We start from the raw sequence: 16,803 nt of genomic DNA, 5'->3' as shown, positions 1-16,803 counted from the left end.
TTATAACTCCTAGAAAAGTTTTATTACATCCTGTACCGCAACGAATACCGCGAATGCCATCAATAATACAAATCCCACGAAGTGTATCATGCCTTCTTTTTCTCTGTTGATAGGGGAGCCTTTTATCATTTCTATAAAGCAGAACAATATCCTGCTCCCGTCCAAAGCGGGTATGGGAAGTAAATTGAATATACCTATGTTTATTGCAAGCAGAGCGGTTATGTTCAGTAAAATACTGAACCCTGCACCCACAGCTTCGTTTATTACTCCCGCAACTCCTATGGGACCCGACAGCTGATTTATGCCTATGGCGCCTCTGATCAGGTCTATTAAGGCTTTGAACGTAACATATATATAAGTCCCGAAGGCTTTAACGGAACTCTTTACAGTGCCTATAAAGCTCTTTGAATAGGTAGGGTTTATACCTACTTTGTATGAATTAGATGCACTGTCCAGCTTGGGTGTTACCGTAGTATCCTTTAATTCTCCGTTTTCTGTCTTATAAGTGACCTTTAATTCTTTTCCCTTTGAAGAGTTTATGGTGTTCGATATATCTTCCCATTTTGTTATTTGGGTATCGTTTATCTTTACGAAAGTGTCGCCTTCTCTAAGCCCCGCGCTATATGCGGGATTATTTTCAAGTACCCTTCCTATTGTCGTGGTGGGTTCCGTCCCCATTATCCCGTATACTGCCATCAATATTATGATAGCGGATAAAAGGTTCATTCCCGCACCTGCCGCAAAAACGAGTATCCTTTTAAAAGGGGAGATAGAATTCAGGCTTCCTTCTCCCGTTTCTTCTTCGTCTTCATCTTCGCCGTACATCTTGCAGTATCCGCCGATAGGCAGAAGCCTAATGGAATAAAGGGTTTCATCTTTTCCTTTTTTCTTAAAAATAAGTGGTCCCATCCCGATAGAAAATTCTTCCACGATGACACCACATTTCTTTGCCACGATAAAGTGACCGAATTCATGAGTTGATATTAATACTCCGAATATCAGCAGAGTGTATATTATAGTTGATAAGCTCAAATTGATCGTCTCCTAAAAAGTAAACATATTTAGCACAATGTATACATAGAAAAATGTTCCCGCCAAAGAAAATAGTGTGCCGTCTATTCTGTCCAGAACTCCTCCGTGACCGGGGATTATCCAGCCGTAGTCTTTGACATCGAATTTTCTTTTTACCATGGAAGCCGTAAGGTCTCCGAACTGGCTCAGTATACTGTTTATTGTTGCCATTATTATACAGTCTATTAAAGAAATGTCAATAATATTATAATTTATAAATATAAAATGTAATATTATCCCCGATAAAATACCAAAAACAAGCCCGGCAATACTTCCTTCTATGCTTTTCTTGGGGCTTATCTTGGGACATAATTTATGTTTACCGAATTTTATACCGAACAGGTATGCTGCGGAATCGGTGGCAATGGTTATGACTTCTGCAAAAATAATAAGTGCAAGTCCCTCTGCATTGTTCATTTTACTTAACATCAGTACCATAAATGAAAGGATAAGAGAAATGTATATAAGTCCGAATATAGAGTATATCGTCGTATCCGCGTCAAATTTCTTATCCAAAATGTTGATCATCGATATTAGTATGATCATTATAGGTATGGAAGGTATTACCAAATTGAAATTCACAAAAGAGAATATCAAAAGCAGTGTACCCGATAATATATATATTATCTTGGATAAATCAAGGTTTTTACCGTTATCGTCTATAACGTTTATATATTCGTACAGTGACATTATATTCAAAAAGAATGCCAATGCGAAAAACGCCTTGTTACCTATTATTATAGCTATGATCAAAAGTAAAATCATTATAAGGGAACTTATTAATCTTTTTGCCAATTTATTTCACCAATCCTCCAAATCTTCTTTCTTTATGCTGGAAAGAGTAAATGGCTTTATGTAATTCTTCTTTAGTAAAGTCAGGCCATAGAGTATCGCAGAAATAAAGTTCGCTGTAAGCGACCTGCCATAATAAGAAATTGCTTATCCTTATATCTCCGCCCGTTCTTATGAGTAAATCCACTTCCGTGTTATCACTGTTATATAAATATTTACTAAATAATTCTTCGTCTAAATCGCAAGCGTCAATTCCCTCTTTTATAATTTCTTTTGCTGCATTTACGATTTCTTTTCTTCCACCATAATTAAGGGCAATATGAACGTTGAGCCCGCTGCCGTTTTTAGTCCTCTCGATAGTGTCATTCATGCTTATTCTTGTCTTTTCCGGCATGGAACCGATGTCTCCGATAAAGTCCATTTTGACATTTTCTTTTATGAGATCGTCGGTTTCTTTATTCAAATATTCCACTACCAAATTCATGATAGTCGTCACCTCGTCTTTTGGTCTTTTCCAGTTTTCGGTGGAAAAGGCGTACAGTGTGAGGTGCTTTATATTTAAATCATTTACTGCTCTTATTATGTCCTTGACCGTCTTTGCTCCGAATTTATGTCCGAAGCTCCTTATTTTGCCCTTTTGTTTTGCCCATCTGCCGTTACCGTCCATGATAATGGCAAGATGTTCGGGCATATTGTCTTTATCTAGTTTTATGTTATTCATATTTTTTTATCCTTATAACTATATTAAGAGAATAAATTTATTAAATAGTTGTGATTTCTTTTTCTTTGTCTTTGATTTTTTTATCTACTTCTTTGATATAGTCATTAGTCAATTTTTGCATTTCATCTTCTGCATCTTTAAGGCTGTCTTCTGTAAGTTCACCCTTTTTTTGTTCGTCTTTTAATGTCTGAATGGTGTGTCTTCTTATATTCCTTACCGCTACTTTTGCGTTTTCCCCTTCTTTTTGTGCAAGTTTAACTAGTTCTTTTCTTCTTTCTTCCGTTAACTGAGGGATAACGAGTCTTATGACTTTTCCGTCGTTTGAAGGGTTAAGTCCGAGGTCAGAACTCATTATAGCTTTTTCTATAAGTCCTAGAGCCGATTGATCCCAAGGCTGAACCGTAAGTGTCCTTGGTTCGGGAGCGGATATGCTTGCCATTTGGTTCACAGGGGTAGGGGTCCCGTAATAATCTACCATTATCCTGTCTAACATTTTTGGGTTTGCTCTTCCGGCTCTTAGAGCATTTAAATTAGATTGAAGGTTTTCAACTGCTTTTATCATTTTTTCTTTAGCTTGATTTTGTACTTCTTTACTCATATCATCTTCTCCTTTATTTTATTATTGTTCCTATTTTTTCTCCGCATACGACTTTTTCGATATTTTCAGGCGGATCTATCGCAAATATCAATAGCGGTATGTCATTGTCCATACAAAGTGAAGCCGCTGTAGAGTCTATTACTTTAAGTCCTTGGTCTAAAATATCAAGATAAGTAAGTTCGTCGTATTTTATCGCGTCGTCGTGTTCGTTAGGGTCTTTGTTGTATACTCCGTCGATGTTCTTTGCGGATAATATAGCTTCCGCTTCTATTTCAGCCGCTCTTAGAGAAGCCGCAGTATCCGTAGAGAAGAACGGATTTCCCGTACCGGAAGCAAATATAACGATCCTTCCTTTTTCAAGATGTCTTATCGCTCTTCTTCTGATGTAGCTTTCTGATATCTGTCTCATTTCTATGGCGCTTTGTACCCTTACTTGAAGGTCCAACTGTTCAAGGCTGTCCTGAAGTGCAAGAGCGTTCATTACCGTTGCGAGCATACCGATGTAATCGGCTGTTGCTCTGTCCATGCCTTCTCCGGTTCTTCCTCTCCAGAAGTTTCCTCCGCCTACTACGATAGCTATTTCAACGCCCATATCGTGACATTTTTTTATGTGTTTGCTTATGTTATTTATAACCTGTGTGTTAAGTCCGAATTTGTTATCTCCGGCAAGAGCTTCGCCGCTTACTTTTAATATAATCCTCTTGTACTTTGGTTCCATAAAATACTCCTATCTATATTAAGTTATTCTTTATATATAATACAATAAATACTCAAATAAAACAACAAAAAAAGAACACAACTAAAGTTTAATTGTGTTCTTTACGGTCTTGTTATTCACCTAATTGTTTTTGGATTTCTTCTGCGAAGTTTTCTTCTTTCTTTTCTAAGCCTTCGCCTGTTTCATAGCGTACGAATTTGTTTATTTTGATGTTAGCTCCTGTTTCTTTGTTAACTTTTTCGATATATTTTTCAACCGTTAAATCAGAATCCTGAACGTAACCTTGGTCTAATAAACAAACTTCTTTAAGTTCTTTGTTAAGTCTTCCGATGATCATTTTTTCAATGATGTTATCAGGCTTTTCAGGGTTTTCTGTCTTAGCTTGGTGAAGTAAGATTTCTTTTTCCGAATTAATATAATCTTCCGGAACTTCGTCTTTCGAAACGTATTTAGGGTTCATAGCCGCTACTTGCATAGCTACGTTTCTAAGGCAAGCTTTTACTTCGTCATCTACTTTATCACAGCTTGCTTCAACCAAAGCACCGATTTTTCCGTTTCCGTGGATATATGAAGCGATACATCCGTCAGATACTACTTTTTTAAATCTTCTGATGTTTAAGTTTTCACCGATAACGGCGATTTTTTCATTCAATGCTTCTTTTACTGATTTTCCTGCTTCTTTTAACCAGCCTTCTGATAAGAATTTTTCTACATCATCGGTTTCTGTTTCCATTGCTTGGTCTGCAACGTCTTTAACGAAGTTTTGGAAATCGTCGTTTTTGGCAACGAAGTCTGTTTCCGAGTTTACTTCTACGATACTTGCAGTTTTTCCGTCTTCTTTTACGCTGATTTTAACAGCACCTTCAGCCGCTATCCTACCTGCTTTTTTGCTTGCTGCAGCAAGTCCTTTTTCTCTTAAATATACGATGGCTTTTTCGATATCTCCTGCGGTTTCAACCAATGCTTTTTTGCAGTCCATCATGCCAACACCTGTTTTTTCTCTAAGTTCTTTAATAAGTTTAGTTGTAATTGCCATAATTATATCCCCTTATATTTTTATTCGTTAGCTTCTGTATCGGCTTCTGCTGAAGCTTCTTCCATTTGTTCGCCTTGTTTTCCTTCCAAAATAGCGTTAGCCATTGTTGAAGCGATCAATGATACGGCTCTGATAGCATCGTCATTTCCCGGGATCGGGTAGTCGATTTCGTCAGGGTCGCAGTTTGTATCAACGATAGCAACGATAGGAATATTAAGTTTTTTTGCTTCAGCTATAGCAATTCTTTCTTTCTTAGGGTCGATTACGAATAAAGCTGATGGAAGTTTTTCCATGTGTTTGATACCGCCTAAGAATTTTTCAAGTTTATCTCTTTGGTTTTTAAGTAAAATAACTTCTTTTTTAGGAAGGACATCAAATGTTCCGTCTTGTTCCATTTCGTTTAATTCATGAAGTCTTTTTATTCTTTTTGAAATAGTTTGGAAGTTTGTTAGTGTACCACCTAACCATCTTTGGTTGATGAAGTGACTTCCGCTCTTTATAGCTTCTGTTTTAACAGCATCCTGAGCTTGTTTCTTTGTTCCGATGAATAGGATTTCTCCGCCTTCTTCAGCGATACCTCTTACGAATTTACAAGCGTCATCCACTAAACCTACTGTTTGCTGTAAGTCGATGATGTAGATACCGTTTCTTTCTGTGAAGATGAATTTTTTCATCTTTGGATTCCATCTTCTTGTTTGATGTCCGAATTGAACACCTGCTTCTAATAATTGTTTCATTTGAATGTAACTCATTCTTTTTCCTCCTTGGTTTTTCCTTGATGTGCTTTATTCTCACCTTTCGGCACCAAAGAATTTCAGGCACATCTGTGTTTTTTTGTTAACCTTGTATATAATAGCATAAGAAAATTTTATATTCAAGGAATTTTTAATATTTTTTATATAAAAATCCTTTATTTATCAAGGTTTTCATATGTTTTGGCTTATATTTATCTCAGTCGTGTTTTTTGTTTTTATTATTTTTTAAATTAGTTGCAACTTCTAATATATCCTGTAATTTACTTTTTATTTAAAAACCATGTAAAAATATAAGTTTTTTATTTAAATATCATATTTTAAATTTCGAAGTTTTATCTTTTTTTAAGATATTTTTTTAATCTTCCTTATGCGATGTGCGACATTTTCTTAATGTAATTCGACCATTTAGTTTGTACGTTTTAATCTTCAATATATTAATTAGATTTTTTCTTATTAATTATAAATTTAGAATTTTATCTTACCGTTAAAAATAAAATACAAACAATATCAATTAAATATATAACTATTCACCCCTAAATAACATGCCGCAAATATGAATTGCAAAGTAGGTTTTCTGTCCCTTTTAGCAACTGCTTCAGCCGCCGCGGCTCCAGCGAAAATTTTTGGTACTTTCTGTTTTCAAAAAGTACGTTTCATTATTTAATCCACGCACCTCTACGCGGGGTGCGACAATTGATATTAAAAGCTATTAATGGTGATGTGAGTTTCAATCCACTCACCCCCCGAAGGTGGGCGACGTAAATCGATTCATTAGGTAATAATGACATTGCGACAGCAATTTTATTGAGTTAAGATTGTTTAAAAAGGGTATGTACTGATTTTACTTATCCGTTCTTCTCAAAAATTCAAAGAATGCAAATATAATGGAAATTACCGTAAGTACCGCAACTATCAATTCCGAGACGTTATTTGCGTATTCAGAACTTGACGGGTCGATGATACTCAAAATCAAAAAATATGTGCACCATATGAGTCCTTGAGCCAATAAAAACAAAACGATGTATTTAAGTATATTTGAGATTTTGTCTAAAAGTCTTTTTGTTGCGTCTATCTTTTCCTTTGTATAAGACTTTTTTATTATAGATTTTATTCCTCCTCCTATAAAGCCTATTATTATCCCAACGGAAATCGCCAAACTTAGATTAAAAAGTATATTCATATAATTTCTTCTTTCGTTTTCTATTATTCTACCATACTTTTAAGAAAAGCTTACATATTTAAAATCCCTGCTTATAAATCTTAAATTTTTTTATAGTTATGATTATTTACATTGTCGAAATATGGAAAATAATGTATAATATAATTAAGTTATAATACTTAAAGAAGTGGACCTGCTAACCTCAAGCTCACATTTTTTAATAAATTTTAAATCCTTTTAAATAGCGGGGTTAAAAAAAGTAATTTTAAATATTATATTTTATAAAGTGTCTGTAATAGGCTATTTATAAGGATTTGTAGAGTCGCATCCCACACGGGATGCGTGGATTGAAACTAAGGTTTTATGATTTTTACGAAAGTAAAGGTTGGTCGCATCCCACACGGGGTGCGTGGATTGAAACAGGGGATAGCAAATTTTAAGGAGATAAAGAGATGTCGCACCCCGCATAGGGGTGCGTGGATTGAAACGATTAGTTATCAATTACCATACTCCGAACTTTGTGGTCGCACCCCGCAGAGGGGGTGTGGATAACATCAATTCTTAATAACGCCTTTTTTGGGGGGGTGTTTTCTTGAAATACATGTTACATATCATTTTTTATCGTATATAACTCAACATAGATCCATTTCATTTTAATTTGATTTTATCTTCATATTAAACTTTTATTCTCATAATATTTATTATGAAAAAAATAAATCTCTTAAAATCATTATTATAATATTAAGTATTATTTTTATGGGGCTAATTATATTTACATTTGTTTTCGACACGGATACTTTTAATGTAGCCAATATAAGCGATAATCTTCCGCCGAATATCAACGAGCTGTTAAAAAAGGACTATGGTAAGAGTAAATACTGCCTTTCGAAAGGGGGAGTAAGTATCGATATAGAAAGGGTCTTGAATGAAAAGTATTTCATAACATACTCTTGGATGAACGGAAATCAAAGTTCGTTTTATATTGTATTCCTTGTTGAGAACGAAAATAAAAACCCTATAAGCAACCACAAGGTCAATAATTTAAAGGTCATTGACAATATGGGTATGGAGTATAAACCAACCGCATTTTTCTTCGATGATTATCCCGTAGACGAACCTTTGAAGTATAAGGAGACGTTGAACGTCAAATTCCTGCCTTTCAACGATAACGTTAAAAGTATAACCGTTACTTTTAATTATGCGGGAAATGATTATAAGTTTCAAAATATCCCAATATAAAAAGAGCCTCAGAGCTCTTTTTATATACTAAAAACACCTCGTAAAAGGTGCTTTCAGTAAAATTAAAATAAACAAAATATAATATTTACAAGTATATTATATGCTAAGTTACATGCCTCTATACTGTAAAGCTTCACTTATATGTGAAGAACTTATATTTTCACATCCATCCAAATCCGCAATCGTTCTTGCGAGCTTGAGTATCCTATGATATCCTCTCGCCGATAAATTTAAATTATCGAAGGCCATTTTCATCAGTCTTTCCTCTTCTTCTCCGATTTTACACCATTTTTCAATCATTGCGGGTGTAAGCATGGAGTTGAAGAGTACCTTTGTTCCTTTATATCTTTCAAGCTGTATCTCTCTTGCTTTATTCACTCTTTTTCTTATTTCTTTGCTGCTTTCGGATTTTTTGCTGTTTATCCTCAGCTTTTCATAATCCTGTCTTGGTACTTTTACTTGTATATCTATCCTATCCAGCAGCGGTCCCGAAATTTTGTTTTTATACTTTTCTTTTTGAAAATCCGAACAAGTACATTCCACCTTGCTGTCTCCGAGATATCCGCACGGACATGGGTTCATGCTTGCGAGAAGCATAAAATCGGCAGGGTAGGTAAGGGAAGCATATACCCTGGATATATTCACTATCCCGTCTTCAAGAGGCTGGCGAAGGACTTCCAAGGCTTTTTTTTGAAACTCCGGAAATTCATCGAGAAACAATACTCCCAAGTGAGCAAGGCTGACTTCTCCCGGGTTTGGTATCCTTCCGCCTCCTATTAAGGATACGTCGGAAATCGTGTGGTGCGGGCTTCTGAATGGTCTTGAAACTATAAGCGGAGTATCTTTCTTTAAAAGTCCGGATACCGAATACACTTTCGTAACTTCCAGACTTTCTTCCAGTGTCATTTTTGGAAGGATAGTCGCAAATCTTTTTGCAAGCATTGTCTTACCGCTTCCCGGAGGACCGGCCATAAGCATATTGTGTGCTCCAGCCGCCGCTATTTCCATTGCTCTTTTTACGCTTTCCTGTCCTTTTACATCTGAAAAATCCAAGTCACTTTCCATATCATTGTTTTTTAAAAAGTCGTCTTTATCTGTCGTTATATATTCCAGTGCCTTCCTGCCGTTTACATGGTTTATCACTTCCATTAAGTTCTCGGCGGAATATATTTTTATACCGTCGATAATAGAGGCTTCTTTTGCATTTTCTTTAGGAAGTATTATATTGGTCATGCCGTTTTTCTTTGCTTCCATTACCATAGGGAGTACTCCGTCCACTCCCCGAAGTGTACCGTCCAAAGAAAGTTCTCCGAGGAACAGATATTTATTTAAATCTATCTTTGAAAATATCTGAGTAGATGACATAAGTATCCCCACCGCCATAGGCAGGTCGTAGTAAGTCCCTTCCTTTCTTATTCCTGCCGGGGCAAGATTTACTGTTATCTTTCCCATAGGGATTTGAAAAGAATTGTTTTTTATTGCGGAAAATACTCTCTCTTTCGATTCCTTGACCGCTATATCTCCAAGCCCCACGACCGAGATCGACGGAAGTGCTTTATTTAATATATCTATTTCCACGCTTACTATTATACCGTCAATGCCTACGATACTTCCCGAAAATAATTTGCTGAACATTATATTGACCTCTGTTTGTCCTTTTTTTATATAATAATAGAACATTCGTTCTCAGTCAAGGGTTTGGTCGAAAGTGGTCACTTTTTAGTCACAAACAGAGAAAAATGTCGAAAAAAATAGATTAAAATCATGTGAAAAATAAAAATATATATTTATTATAATTTATGTACTTTTTTACACTATGATATTTTCATTTTAAAATAGATGTTTATAACATTTATGATTGATTATTAGATAAATGTTTGATCAACCAAATCGTTGCTATGACTGAATAGTGCTTTTATTTGATTAAAAATTTTATCAAAATAAAATATAAATCTGAATACGATTGATACTTGAAAAAATATATCAAATCAAACCTGACATTAATTTTACTTTTTTTGATAAGTATTGATTTAAACGCCTTATAAAAATTGATTTTAATTGTAAAGGGCGGGAAGTTAATACTTGTGAGTTAAAAATATGTTTGATTATAAATAAAAAAGACACCCTAAAGGTGTCTTAAATATATTCTAAATTATTCAGCTACATCTACAACAGTTACGTCTTTATATGTTCCGCATGCTTTACATACTCTATGTGGAGCCTTTACTTCTCCGCATTTAGGACATACGCTTGCTGTAGGCATTTCAAGTTTATAACTGTTAGCTCTTTTTTTATCTCTTCTTGCTTTTGAAATTTTTCTCTTTGGTACTGCCATGATTATTCACCTCCTAGTTTTCACCTTCGCCCTTTAATAGTTTTTCCAGTGCCGCAAATTTAGGGTTTATCTGATTGTCCTTACAATTGCAGCTTTCTTTGTTTAGGTTTATACCACATTCTGGACAAAGGCCTAAACAATCATCTTTACATAAAACTTTACTTGGCATATTTAATAAAATTTGTTCTTTAACAGTTTCTTCCAGGTCGATCCCTTCTTTGTCACTGCTCTCGATTTCTTTGATATCATACTGCTTAACTAAAGTAAACTCTTCTTCTTTTTTTACATCATCCAGACATCTGTCGCACTGACCGCCGTAACTGTAATTTACATCGGCAGTAAGTTTTAGCATGTCTAAATCGATTAGCACGTTTCCCGTTATTTTGATGGGGGAGAATGTAAAGTCATTATAATCAAATCCGTCAAGAGTTTCATCAATTATAATACTTCTATCTTCTAAGATTTTCTTAAGCCTTATAATCAACTTGATACCTCCTAGCGTCACAGTAAGAATTATTATACTTGTTTAAATAAAATTTGTCAAGATTTTATCTTTAATTCATATCTAAATTTAGCTATTTAAAATCTCCATGGTTTCTTTAGCTATCATGAGTTCTTCGTTTGTAGGTATTACCATGCAAGTGGTCTTTGAACCTTCTTTTGTGATAATAGTATCCTTGCCTCTTACATCGTTTGCTTTTTCGTCGAAATCGACACCGAAAAATTCCATATCGGTAAGTATTGCTTCTCTTATATCACATGCGTTTTCACCGATCCCGCCGGTAAATGCTATAGCATCTACGCCGTTCATCGCCGCTGTATAGGCACCGATAGTGGTTTTTACTCTGTATACGAAAATATCATAGGCAAGTTTTGCTCTTTCATTTCCTTCATTTTTTGCTGATGTTATATCTCTGCAGTCCGAAGATACTCCCGATACACCGAGTAGTCCGGATTCTTTATTTAAGATATCTTCAACTTCTTTTGGAGACTTGTTTTCTTTTTCGCAAAGGAAAGGTATGATAGAAGGGTCGATTGAACCGCTTCTCGTTCCCATTTCAAGTCCGTCGAGAGGTGTGAAGCCCATAGAATTTTCTATACATCTGCCGTTTTTAACAGCCGATACGCTTGCTCCGTTTCCAAGGTGACAAACGATTATCTTTAAATCTTCGATATCTTTACCGAGCATTTTTGCCGCTTTGGCTGAAACATACTGATGCGAGATACCGTGGAAACCGTATTTTCTTATCCCGTACTTTTCATAATATTCATATGGGATAGGGTACATGTAAGCTTCTTTTGGGATAGTTCTGTGGAATGATGTATCGAATACACAAACCATTTCTTTACCTGGGAATACTTCCTTACATCCGAGAAGTCCCATTACCTGACCCGGTATATGAAGAGGAGCAAGTTCCGCACAAGATTCAAGCCCTTTTATAATTTCATCGTCTGCTTTTATGGAAGTGTTGTATTTTTCTCCTCCTGTAGTTATCCTGTGACCTATAGAAGAGATTTCATCAAGGCTTTTGATTACTCCGTAATTTTCATCTATCAATGCTTTTACAAGTATCTGTAAAGCTTCTTTATGCGTAGGCATATCTTCGTTGAATACTACGTTATCTTTTCCCGGTTGTTTATGGGTCAAGACTCCTTCACTCATACCTATCCTTTCGGCAACGCCGTTTGCCAAAACATTTTCGTTTTCCATATCTATAAGCTGATATTTGAGTGACGAGCTTCCGCAGTTGATTACAAGAACTTTCATATATATTATTTCCTCCTGAAATTTTGTTGTAGATGGTTGTAAATACTCATTTCATTTTAAAGTATTACACCTTATTTTATACCCTTTTATTTATTTTGTAAATAAAATTTTATTAAGTATTCATCTATATTTCAATTATTTTCATTAAAATTGCAAAAACACTAATTACTTTTAAGTTTATATGATAAAATATAATAAATAACTAAAACTCAAGTATAAAAGGAGACAGAATATGAGTACAGTGTTAATAATAATTTTAGTGGTTGTGGCTTTACTTGTTATTTATTTGATAACATGCTATAACTCATTCGTAAAACTTAACAATAAAATCAAGGAAGCTTATGCGACTATGGATGTGTATCTTAAGAAGAGATATGACCTTATCCCAAACCTTGTTGAAACCGTAAAAGGTTATGCAAAACATGAACAGGGCACTTTGGAAAAAGTTATTCAAGCTAGGAACATGGCTATGAATGCGGGAAGCGTAGATGAAAGGGTAGAGGGTGAAAATATCTTAAGCGGTACGCTTAAATCATTGTTTGCTTTATCTGAAAGTTATCCTGATTTGAAAGCAAACGAGAACTTTGTTTCTCTTCAGTCAGACCTTAACAGGATGGAAGAAGAAATCGCTTCTTCAAGAAAATATTATAATGCCATCGTAAATACTTTTAATACAAAAACGGAAGTATTCCCAAGCAACTTGATAGCAAATATGTTCGGCTTCAGTGTAAAACCGCTATTTGAAGTTGAAAACGAAAATGAAAGACAAAACGTAAAAGTAGAATTTTAATTATTATTTTTAATTATTATTTTCCAAGGGGAAATTAAAATGAGAAAAGTAATATTTTCATTTGTCTTACTTATGTGCTTATCCTTGTGCTTTTGCGTTTATGCAGGCAATGACAATGAAAATGATGATTATTTCTTAGTTAATGATTATATTATTGATGTAGTTGTTAATGAAGATTTCAGCTATGATGTATCCGAAAGATTTTCCTTAGATTTCGGAAAAGAAAAAATAATTAATTCTTATAGAAATATAAATTTAAATCCGAAGGTAAATATTCAAAAGAACGGTAAAACGATAAAAAAGAAATATTACAATGATGTTTCTGATATTTGGTCCAAAAATAAATTTGGACTATAATGAAACTATCAGCAAATTATACTTTATATTGGCTGATGACAGAAACGTTAAGAGCGGTATAGAAAATTATGAGATAAGCTATAAATATAAAAACAGGAATGATAGAACTGATGATTTCGATTTCTTCAGTTATGATTTAAGCTCCGGCGAATGGGATACTTCTATCAAAAATTTAAGTTTCAAAATTAAAATGCCCAAGAGCTTTGGCAGTAATAAAATTTATATTACATCGTCCGAGCATAGAAATAATAATGTCGAATATAAAGTAAAAAATAATATAATATATGGTAATATCAAGAAACCATTAAAAAATAATGAAATACTTAATGTATCAATCACCCTACCCGAGGGCTATTACAGAAATATGCCTGAGATTAAGAGTAATGATTCGTTTTATGTAATACTTGTTCTTAGTATTTTATTCTTATTATTTACTTATTTTATATTTTTAAAGTATGGAAGAGATAAAGATATTAATCCTGTTAAAAGCTTTTATCCTCCGTGTGATCTTGATCCTTTGGAAGTAGGGTATATATATAATACTGATTTTGTTGAGAAAGATTTTGTATCATTAATAGTTTATTTTGCTGTACATGGTTATTTGAAAATCAAAAAAGTATTAAATAATAACAGGATGTATAATTACTACGAGGATTATTGTTTTTCTAAGGTAAAAGAATTGCCTGATAATTCTCCCGAACACCAAAAAATTATGTTTGATGGATTGTTTAATAACAGAGAATATGTTACTGCAATAGAACTGCAAGGTACAAATATTGATAATGTATATAATAAAGTAAAATTTTCAATGGATAAAGAGTTTGGTAAAAAGACTAGTAAAAATTTGATGACAGGTAGAAGGAAAAGATTATATTTATCTTTAGTATTATTTATCCTTTCTATAATTAATATTTTTTCTTATGTTTTTTATATAAACAGGGATATGAAAGCATCTGTTTTTATTGGAATACTACTAAGCATAGCTTGTATGGTAATATTTTTATTTATAATTTATTTTGTAAATAAGGTTGACTTGCAGGATAGGATAAAAATTGTAGGAGTCCCTATATTGGTATATTGGTTATTTATTATATATTTTACTTATAAATTTGTTTATTTTATAAATATACCTTTATTCCTTTTAACGTGTTTAAGCTTATTTATATCTGCGGTTTTTATCGGACTTGTAATAAAGATCAGTGACTATGGTTTTTATAATTTAAGTAGGATTTTAGGGTTAAAACAATTTTTAGATGATTGTAATAAAAGGGAATTAAAAAATATAATTAGAGAAAATCCTATATATTTTTATGAAATACTGCCTTATGCTTATGTATTGAATGTAAATGATTATTCTATTGAATTTTTGGCAGGTGAAAATAAATTAAGACAGGATTGGTATATACCTTTAAATGAAGAAGAATATGAAAATGAAAGTATATGCAATATTTGTAAAAATCTAAGTTTAATGTTGAATTCTTATGAAGTTTTAAAAGAACAGCTGGCAAATGAATTACAACGAAAATTTTAGTATTAAATAATATCTAATAAAGGTAAGAGGGAAAATGAAAAAAATCAGCAAACTTGTATTTGCTTTGATACTTTCATTGTTCTTATTTGTTCCTTTCGGCAATGTATCTGCAAGAGAATATTTTACTATCGATAATTATGATATCGATATGAAGGTAAACTCAGATAACAGCTATACTGTGAAAGAAACGATAAATGCGGATTTCGGAGAAAATGAAAGGCATGGTCTGTTTAGGACCATACCTACGATTTCTTCCGCTACGAGAACGATAGACGGTAAAGAAGTAAAAAAGACTCACGTGATAAAAGTAAAAGATATAAGCGTAAACAGCGATTATACCAAGGAAAACGGTCTTGGAGACATATCTCTTCAAATAGGTAATGAAGATGAATATGTTACCGGGAAACAGACTTATGTAATCAAGTATACTTATGTCGTTGGAAATGACGGGATAAAGGATTTTGATGATGTATATTATAACCTTATAGGTAATGAATGGGATACCACAATAGATAAGGTGACATTCAAAATACATATGCCTAAGGATTTTGATACGAAACTTGTGAATTTTACATCCGGTAAATACGGAAATAAAGGAAACAATGTCAAGTATAACATAGAAGGCAATGTAGTAAGCGGATATACGACTTCAAGGTTATATAACAACGAAAGTCTTACAGTGAGGATAGAACTCCCAGAAGGCTACTTCACTGATGTAGCTTCGAACAATAAGTTCTTTGATTTTGTTTTCTTAGGTATAGCAGGTGTTATCTTATTACTATCTGTTTTTATATCTCTGAAATTCGGCAGAGATGAAAAAATAATAAAAACTGTTGAATTTTATCCTCCGGATAATATGACTCCGGCTGAAGTGGGATATATCGCAGGGAATTCACTTAGCAAAAAAAATCTTACTTCTTTGATAGTTTACTTTGCTTCCAAAGGTTATTTGAAAATCAAAGAATTAGGTGAAGATGAGCTTGAATTTATCAAGGTGAAAAATTTGTCGAAAGATGCTAAGCCTTTTGAAAGAAGGATATTCAACGGTTTATTTAAAGGAGGGAAAGATAAAGTAAAATTATCTAACCTTAAATATAAGTTCTCAGAAACCCTTTCCATAGCAAGTGATGACTTAAACTCCGAATTTTCAGGCAAAAAGAGATTAAGCGATAAAAAAGCGACAAAGTTCCAGGTAATACTTGGTATAATAATATCACTGGCGGTATTTATCAATGTGTTTTATTTTTCATATCAGGCACTTTATTCAATTATCGGAAGTTTGATATTTGGTGCACTTGGACTTGTTATTTTCGGACTTCTCATTTTGTGGATAATAGGTGCTATAGACGGTATGCATAAAGGTTCTACCAACGGAAGAAAACTTGGTATAATAGCCGCAACGGTCATTTTTATACTTTTGAATTCATTAGCTGCATTTTTGATATCCGCTATATCCGACGGCGGACTTATATTCTTTATCGCAAATATATTACTTCTTATCGGTTCTTATTTTGCGGGACTTACTTATAAGAGAAGTAAATATTTGGATAGTGTTATAGGAAAGATATTAGGGTTCAAAGATTTCCTTATAGTAGCCGAAAAAGAAAAATTTGAAGCTTTGGTAAGTGAAAATCCATCGTATTTTTATGATATAATGCCATATGCTTTTGTACTGAACATAAGTGATAAATGGATGGATAAATTTAAAGGCATTGAAATGGAAGCACCTGATTGGTACACTCCATACGGAAATGATGTATTTTGGGATTATTATATGATGACGCATTTGTATCATCATATGTATTTTATGAATGAAACCGCTTCAGCGGTAGAGTTTGATAACGACAGCGGCGGCTTCGGCGGAGGATTTTCCGGCGGGGGCGGATTTTCGGGAGGCGGCTTCGGCGGCGGTGGTGGCGGAAGCTGGTAGAGC

At 33.8% G+C, this 16,803-nt stretch carries 17 protein-coding genes; 5 read left to right on the top strand and 12 right to left on the bottom strand.

Annotated elements, in window-relative coordinates; translation table 11 throughout:
- Nucleotides 1–9: 9 nt before the first annotated feature.
- The 8 genes from rseP to ANASTE_RS04205 form a co-directional block, all read right to left on the bottom strand.
- Nucleotides 10–1,032 carry an RIP metalloprotease RseP gene (gene rseP, locus ANASTE_RS04240; RefSeq protein ID WP_039945017.1) on the bottom strand — a complete coding sequence of 341 codons (1,023 nt, stop codon included), beginning with the start codon at nucleotides 1,030–1,032 and terminating at the stop codon, nucleotides 10–12.
- Nucleotides 1,033–1,044: 12 nt separating this feature from the next.
- Entirely contained in the window at nucleotides 1,045–1,866 is an 822-nt protein-coding gene (locus ANASTE_RS04235) for a phosphatidate cytidylyltransferase (protein WP_039945015.1), read from the bottom strand.
- 1 nt (nucleotide 1,867) lies between these two features.
- A complete protein-coding gene (locus ANASTE_RS04230; RefSeq protein WP_007049720.1) occupies nucleotides 1,868–2,584 on the bottom strand; it encodes an isoprenyl transferase in 717 nt (238 codons plus the stop codon).
- 40 nt (nucleotides 2,585–2,624) lie between these two features.
- Nucleotides 2,625–3,182, bottom strand: a complete 558-nt coding sequence (frr, locus tag ANASTE_RS04225; protein ID WP_007049719.1) for a ribosome recycling factor — start codon at nucleotides 3,180–3,182, stop codon at nucleotides 2,625–2,627.
- Nucleotides 3,183–3,195: 13 nt separating this feature from the next.
- The gene (pyrH, locus tag ANASTE_RS04220; protein ID WP_007049718.1) at nucleotides 3,196–3,900 is read right to left on the bottom strand and encodes a UMP kinase; all 705 of its coding nucleotides are present in this window, start codon (nucleotides 3,898–3,900) and stop codon (nucleotides 3,196–3,198) included.
- A gap of 112 nt (nucleotides 3,901–4,012) precedes the next feature.
- Nucleotides 4,013–4,936 carry a translation elongation factor Ts gene (gene tsf, locus ANASTE_RS04215; protein WP_007049717.1) on the bottom strand — a complete coding sequence of 308 codons (924 nt, stop codon included), beginning with the start codon at nucleotides 4,934–4,936 and terminating at the stop codon, nucleotides 4,013–4,015.
- 20 nt (nucleotides 4,937–4,956) lie between these two features.
- Entirely contained in the window at nucleotides 4,957–5,688 is a 732-nt protein-coding gene (rpsB, locus tag ANASTE_RS04210) for a 30S ribosomal protein S2 (protein WP_007049716.1), read from the bottom strand.
- A gap of 844 nt (nucleotides 5,689–6,532) precedes the next feature.
- Nucleotides 6,533–6,871 (bottom strand): hypothetical protein, encoded by a 339-nt coding sequence (locus ANASTE_RS04205; RefSeq protein ID WP_007049715.1) that lies wholly within the window; start codon nucleotides 6,869–6,871, stop codon nucleotides 6,533–6,535.
- Nucleotides 6,872–7,606: 735 nt separating this feature from the next.
- Between ANASTE_RS04205 and ANASTE_RS04200 the strand changes: the two genes are divergently transcribed.
- The gene (locus ANASTE_RS04200; RefSeq protein ID WP_007049714.1) at nucleotides 7,607–8,089 is read left to right on the top strand and encodes a hypothetical protein; all 483 of its coding nucleotides are present in this window, start codon (nucleotides 7,607–7,609) and stop codon (nucleotides 8,087–8,089) included.
- Nucleotides 8,090–8,197: 108 nt separating this feature from the next.
- Here the strand turns inward: ANASTE_RS04200 and ANASTE_RS04195 are convergent, their stop codons facing one another.
- From ANASTE_RS04195 to ANASTE_RS04180, 4 genes are all read right to left on the bottom strand, one after another.
- Nucleotides 8,198–9,724: a YifB family Mg chelatase-like AAA ATPase gene (locus ANASTE_RS04195; protein ID WP_039945010.1), complete on the bottom strand. Its 1,527-nt coding sequence runs from the start codon at nucleotides 9,722–9,724 to the stop codon at nucleotides 8,198–8,200.
- Between the two features lie 517 nt (nucleotides 9,725–10,241).
- Entirely contained in the window at nucleotides 10,242–10,424 is a 183-nt protein-coding gene (gene rpmF / locus ANASTE_RS04190) for a 50S ribosomal protein L32 (protein WP_007049712.1), read from the bottom strand.
- Between the two features lie 13 nt (nucleotides 10,425–10,437).
- Nucleotides 10,438–10,908 carry a YceD family protein gene (locus ANASTE_RS11310; protein WP_052294591.1) on the bottom strand — a complete coding sequence of 157 codons (471 nt, stop codon included), beginning with the start codon at nucleotides 10,906–10,908 and terminating at the stop codon, nucleotides 10,438–10,440.
- Nucleotides 10,909–10,995: 87 nt separating this feature from the next.
- Nucleotides 10,996–12,192 carry an acetate/propionate family kinase gene (locus tag ANASTE_RS04180; protein WP_007049710.1) on the bottom strand — a complete coding sequence of 399 codons (1,197 nt, stop codon included), beginning with the start codon at nucleotides 12,190–12,192 and terminating at the stop codon, nucleotides 10,996–10,998.
- A gap of 232 nt (nucleotides 12,193–12,424) precedes the next feature.
- On the opposite strand from ANASTE_RS04180, the gene ANASTE_RS04175 reads away from it, so the two are divergent.
- The 4 genes from ANASTE_RS04175 to ANASTE_RS04160 are packed head-to-tail and all read left to right on the top strand — an operon-like array spanning nucleotide 12,425 to nucleotide 16,800.
- Nucleotides 12,425–12,982: a LemA family protein gene (locus ANASTE_RS04175; protein ID WP_007049709.1), complete on the top strand. Its 558-nt coding sequence runs from the start codon at nucleotides 12,425–12,427 to the stop codon at nucleotides 12,980–12,982.
- Between the two features lie 39 nt (nucleotides 12,983–13,021).
- Nucleotides 13,022–13,339 carry a hypothetical protein gene (locus tag ANASTE_RS04170; RefSeq protein ID WP_007049708.1) on the top strand — a complete coding sequence of 106 codons (318 nt, stop codon included), beginning with the start codon at nucleotides 13,022–13,024 and terminating at the stop codon, nucleotides 13,337–13,339.
- Nucleotides 13,329–14,870: a DUF2207 family protein gene (locus tag ANASTE_RS04165; protein ID WP_198004101.1), complete on the top strand. Its 1,542-nt coding sequence runs from the start codon at nucleotides 13,329–13,331 to the stop codon at nucleotides 14,868–14,870. The genes ANASTE_RS04170 and ANASTE_RS04165 overlap by 11 nt, the downstream gene beginning before the upstream one ends.
- Nucleotides 14,871–14,904: 34 nt before the next feature.
- Nucleotides 14,905–16,800, top strand: coding sequence for a DUF2207 domain-containing protein (locus tag ANASTE_RS04160; RefSeq protein ID WP_007049706.1), 1,896 nt, complete (start codon nucleotides 14,905–14,907; stop codon nucleotides 16,798–16,800).
- Nucleotides 16,801–16,803: the final 3 nt, after the last annotated feature.

Origin of the sequence: Anaerofustis stercorihominis DSM 17244, from assembly GCF_000154825.1 — a bacterium.
In the GTDB taxonomy this organism is placed as follows: domain Bacteria; phylum Bacillota; class Clostridia; order Eubacteriales; family Anaerofustaceae; genus Anaerofustis; species Anaerofustis stercorihominis.
This window is presented reverse-complemented; position numbering and strand designations above follow the sequence as displayed.

Coding starts and splice junctions, on each gene's coding strand:
- ANASTE_RS04230 (WP_007049720.1), bottom strand. CDS start 2,584: ATGAATAACATAAAACTAGATAAAGACAATATGCCCGAACATCTTGCC.
- frr (WP_007049719.1), bottom strand. CDS start 3,182: ATGAGTAAAGAAGTACAAAATCAAGCTAAAGAAAAAATGATAAAAGCA.
- pyrH (WP_007049718.1), bottom strand. CDS start 3,900: ATGGAACCAAAGTACAAGAGGATTATATTAAAAGTAAGCGGCGAAGCT.
- tsf (WP_007049717.1), bottom strand. CDS start 4,936: ATGGCAATTACAACTAAACTTATTAAAGAACTTAGAGAAAAAACAGGT.
- rpsB (WP_007049716.1), bottom strand. CDS start 5,688: ATGAGTTACATTCAAATGAAACAATTATTAGAAGCAGGTGTTCAATTC.
- ANASTE_RS04205 (WP_007049715.1), bottom strand. CDS start 6,871: ATGAATATACTTTTTAATCTAAGTTTGGCGATTTCCGTTGGGATAATA.
- ANASTE_RS04200 (WP_007049714.1), top strand. CDS start 7,607: ATGGGGCTAATTATATTTACATTTGTTTTCGACACGGATACTTTTAAT.
- ANASTE_RS04195 (WP_039945010.1), bottom strand. CDS start 9,724: ATGTTCAGCAAATTATTTTCGGGAAGTATCGTAGGCATTGACGGTATA.
- rpmF (WP_007049712.1), bottom strand. CDS start 10,424: ATGGCAGTACCAAAGAGAAAAATTTCAAAAGCAAGAAGAGATAAAAAA.
- ANASTE_RS04180 (WP_007049710.1), bottom strand. CDS start 12,192: ATGAAAGTTCTTGTAATCAACTGCGGAAGCTCGTCACTCAAATATCAG.
- ANASTE_RS04175 (WP_007049709.1), top strand. CDS start 12,425: ATGAGTACAGTGTTAATAATAATTTTAGTGGTTGTGGCTTTACTTGTT.
- ANASTE_RS04170 (WP_007049708.1), top strand. CDS start 13,022: ATGAGAAAAGTAATATTTTCATTTGTCTTACTTATGTGCTTATCCTTG.
- ANASTE_RS04160 (WP_007049706.1), top strand. CDS start 14,905: ATGAAAAAAATCAGCAAACTTGTATTTGCTTTGATACTTTCATTGTTC.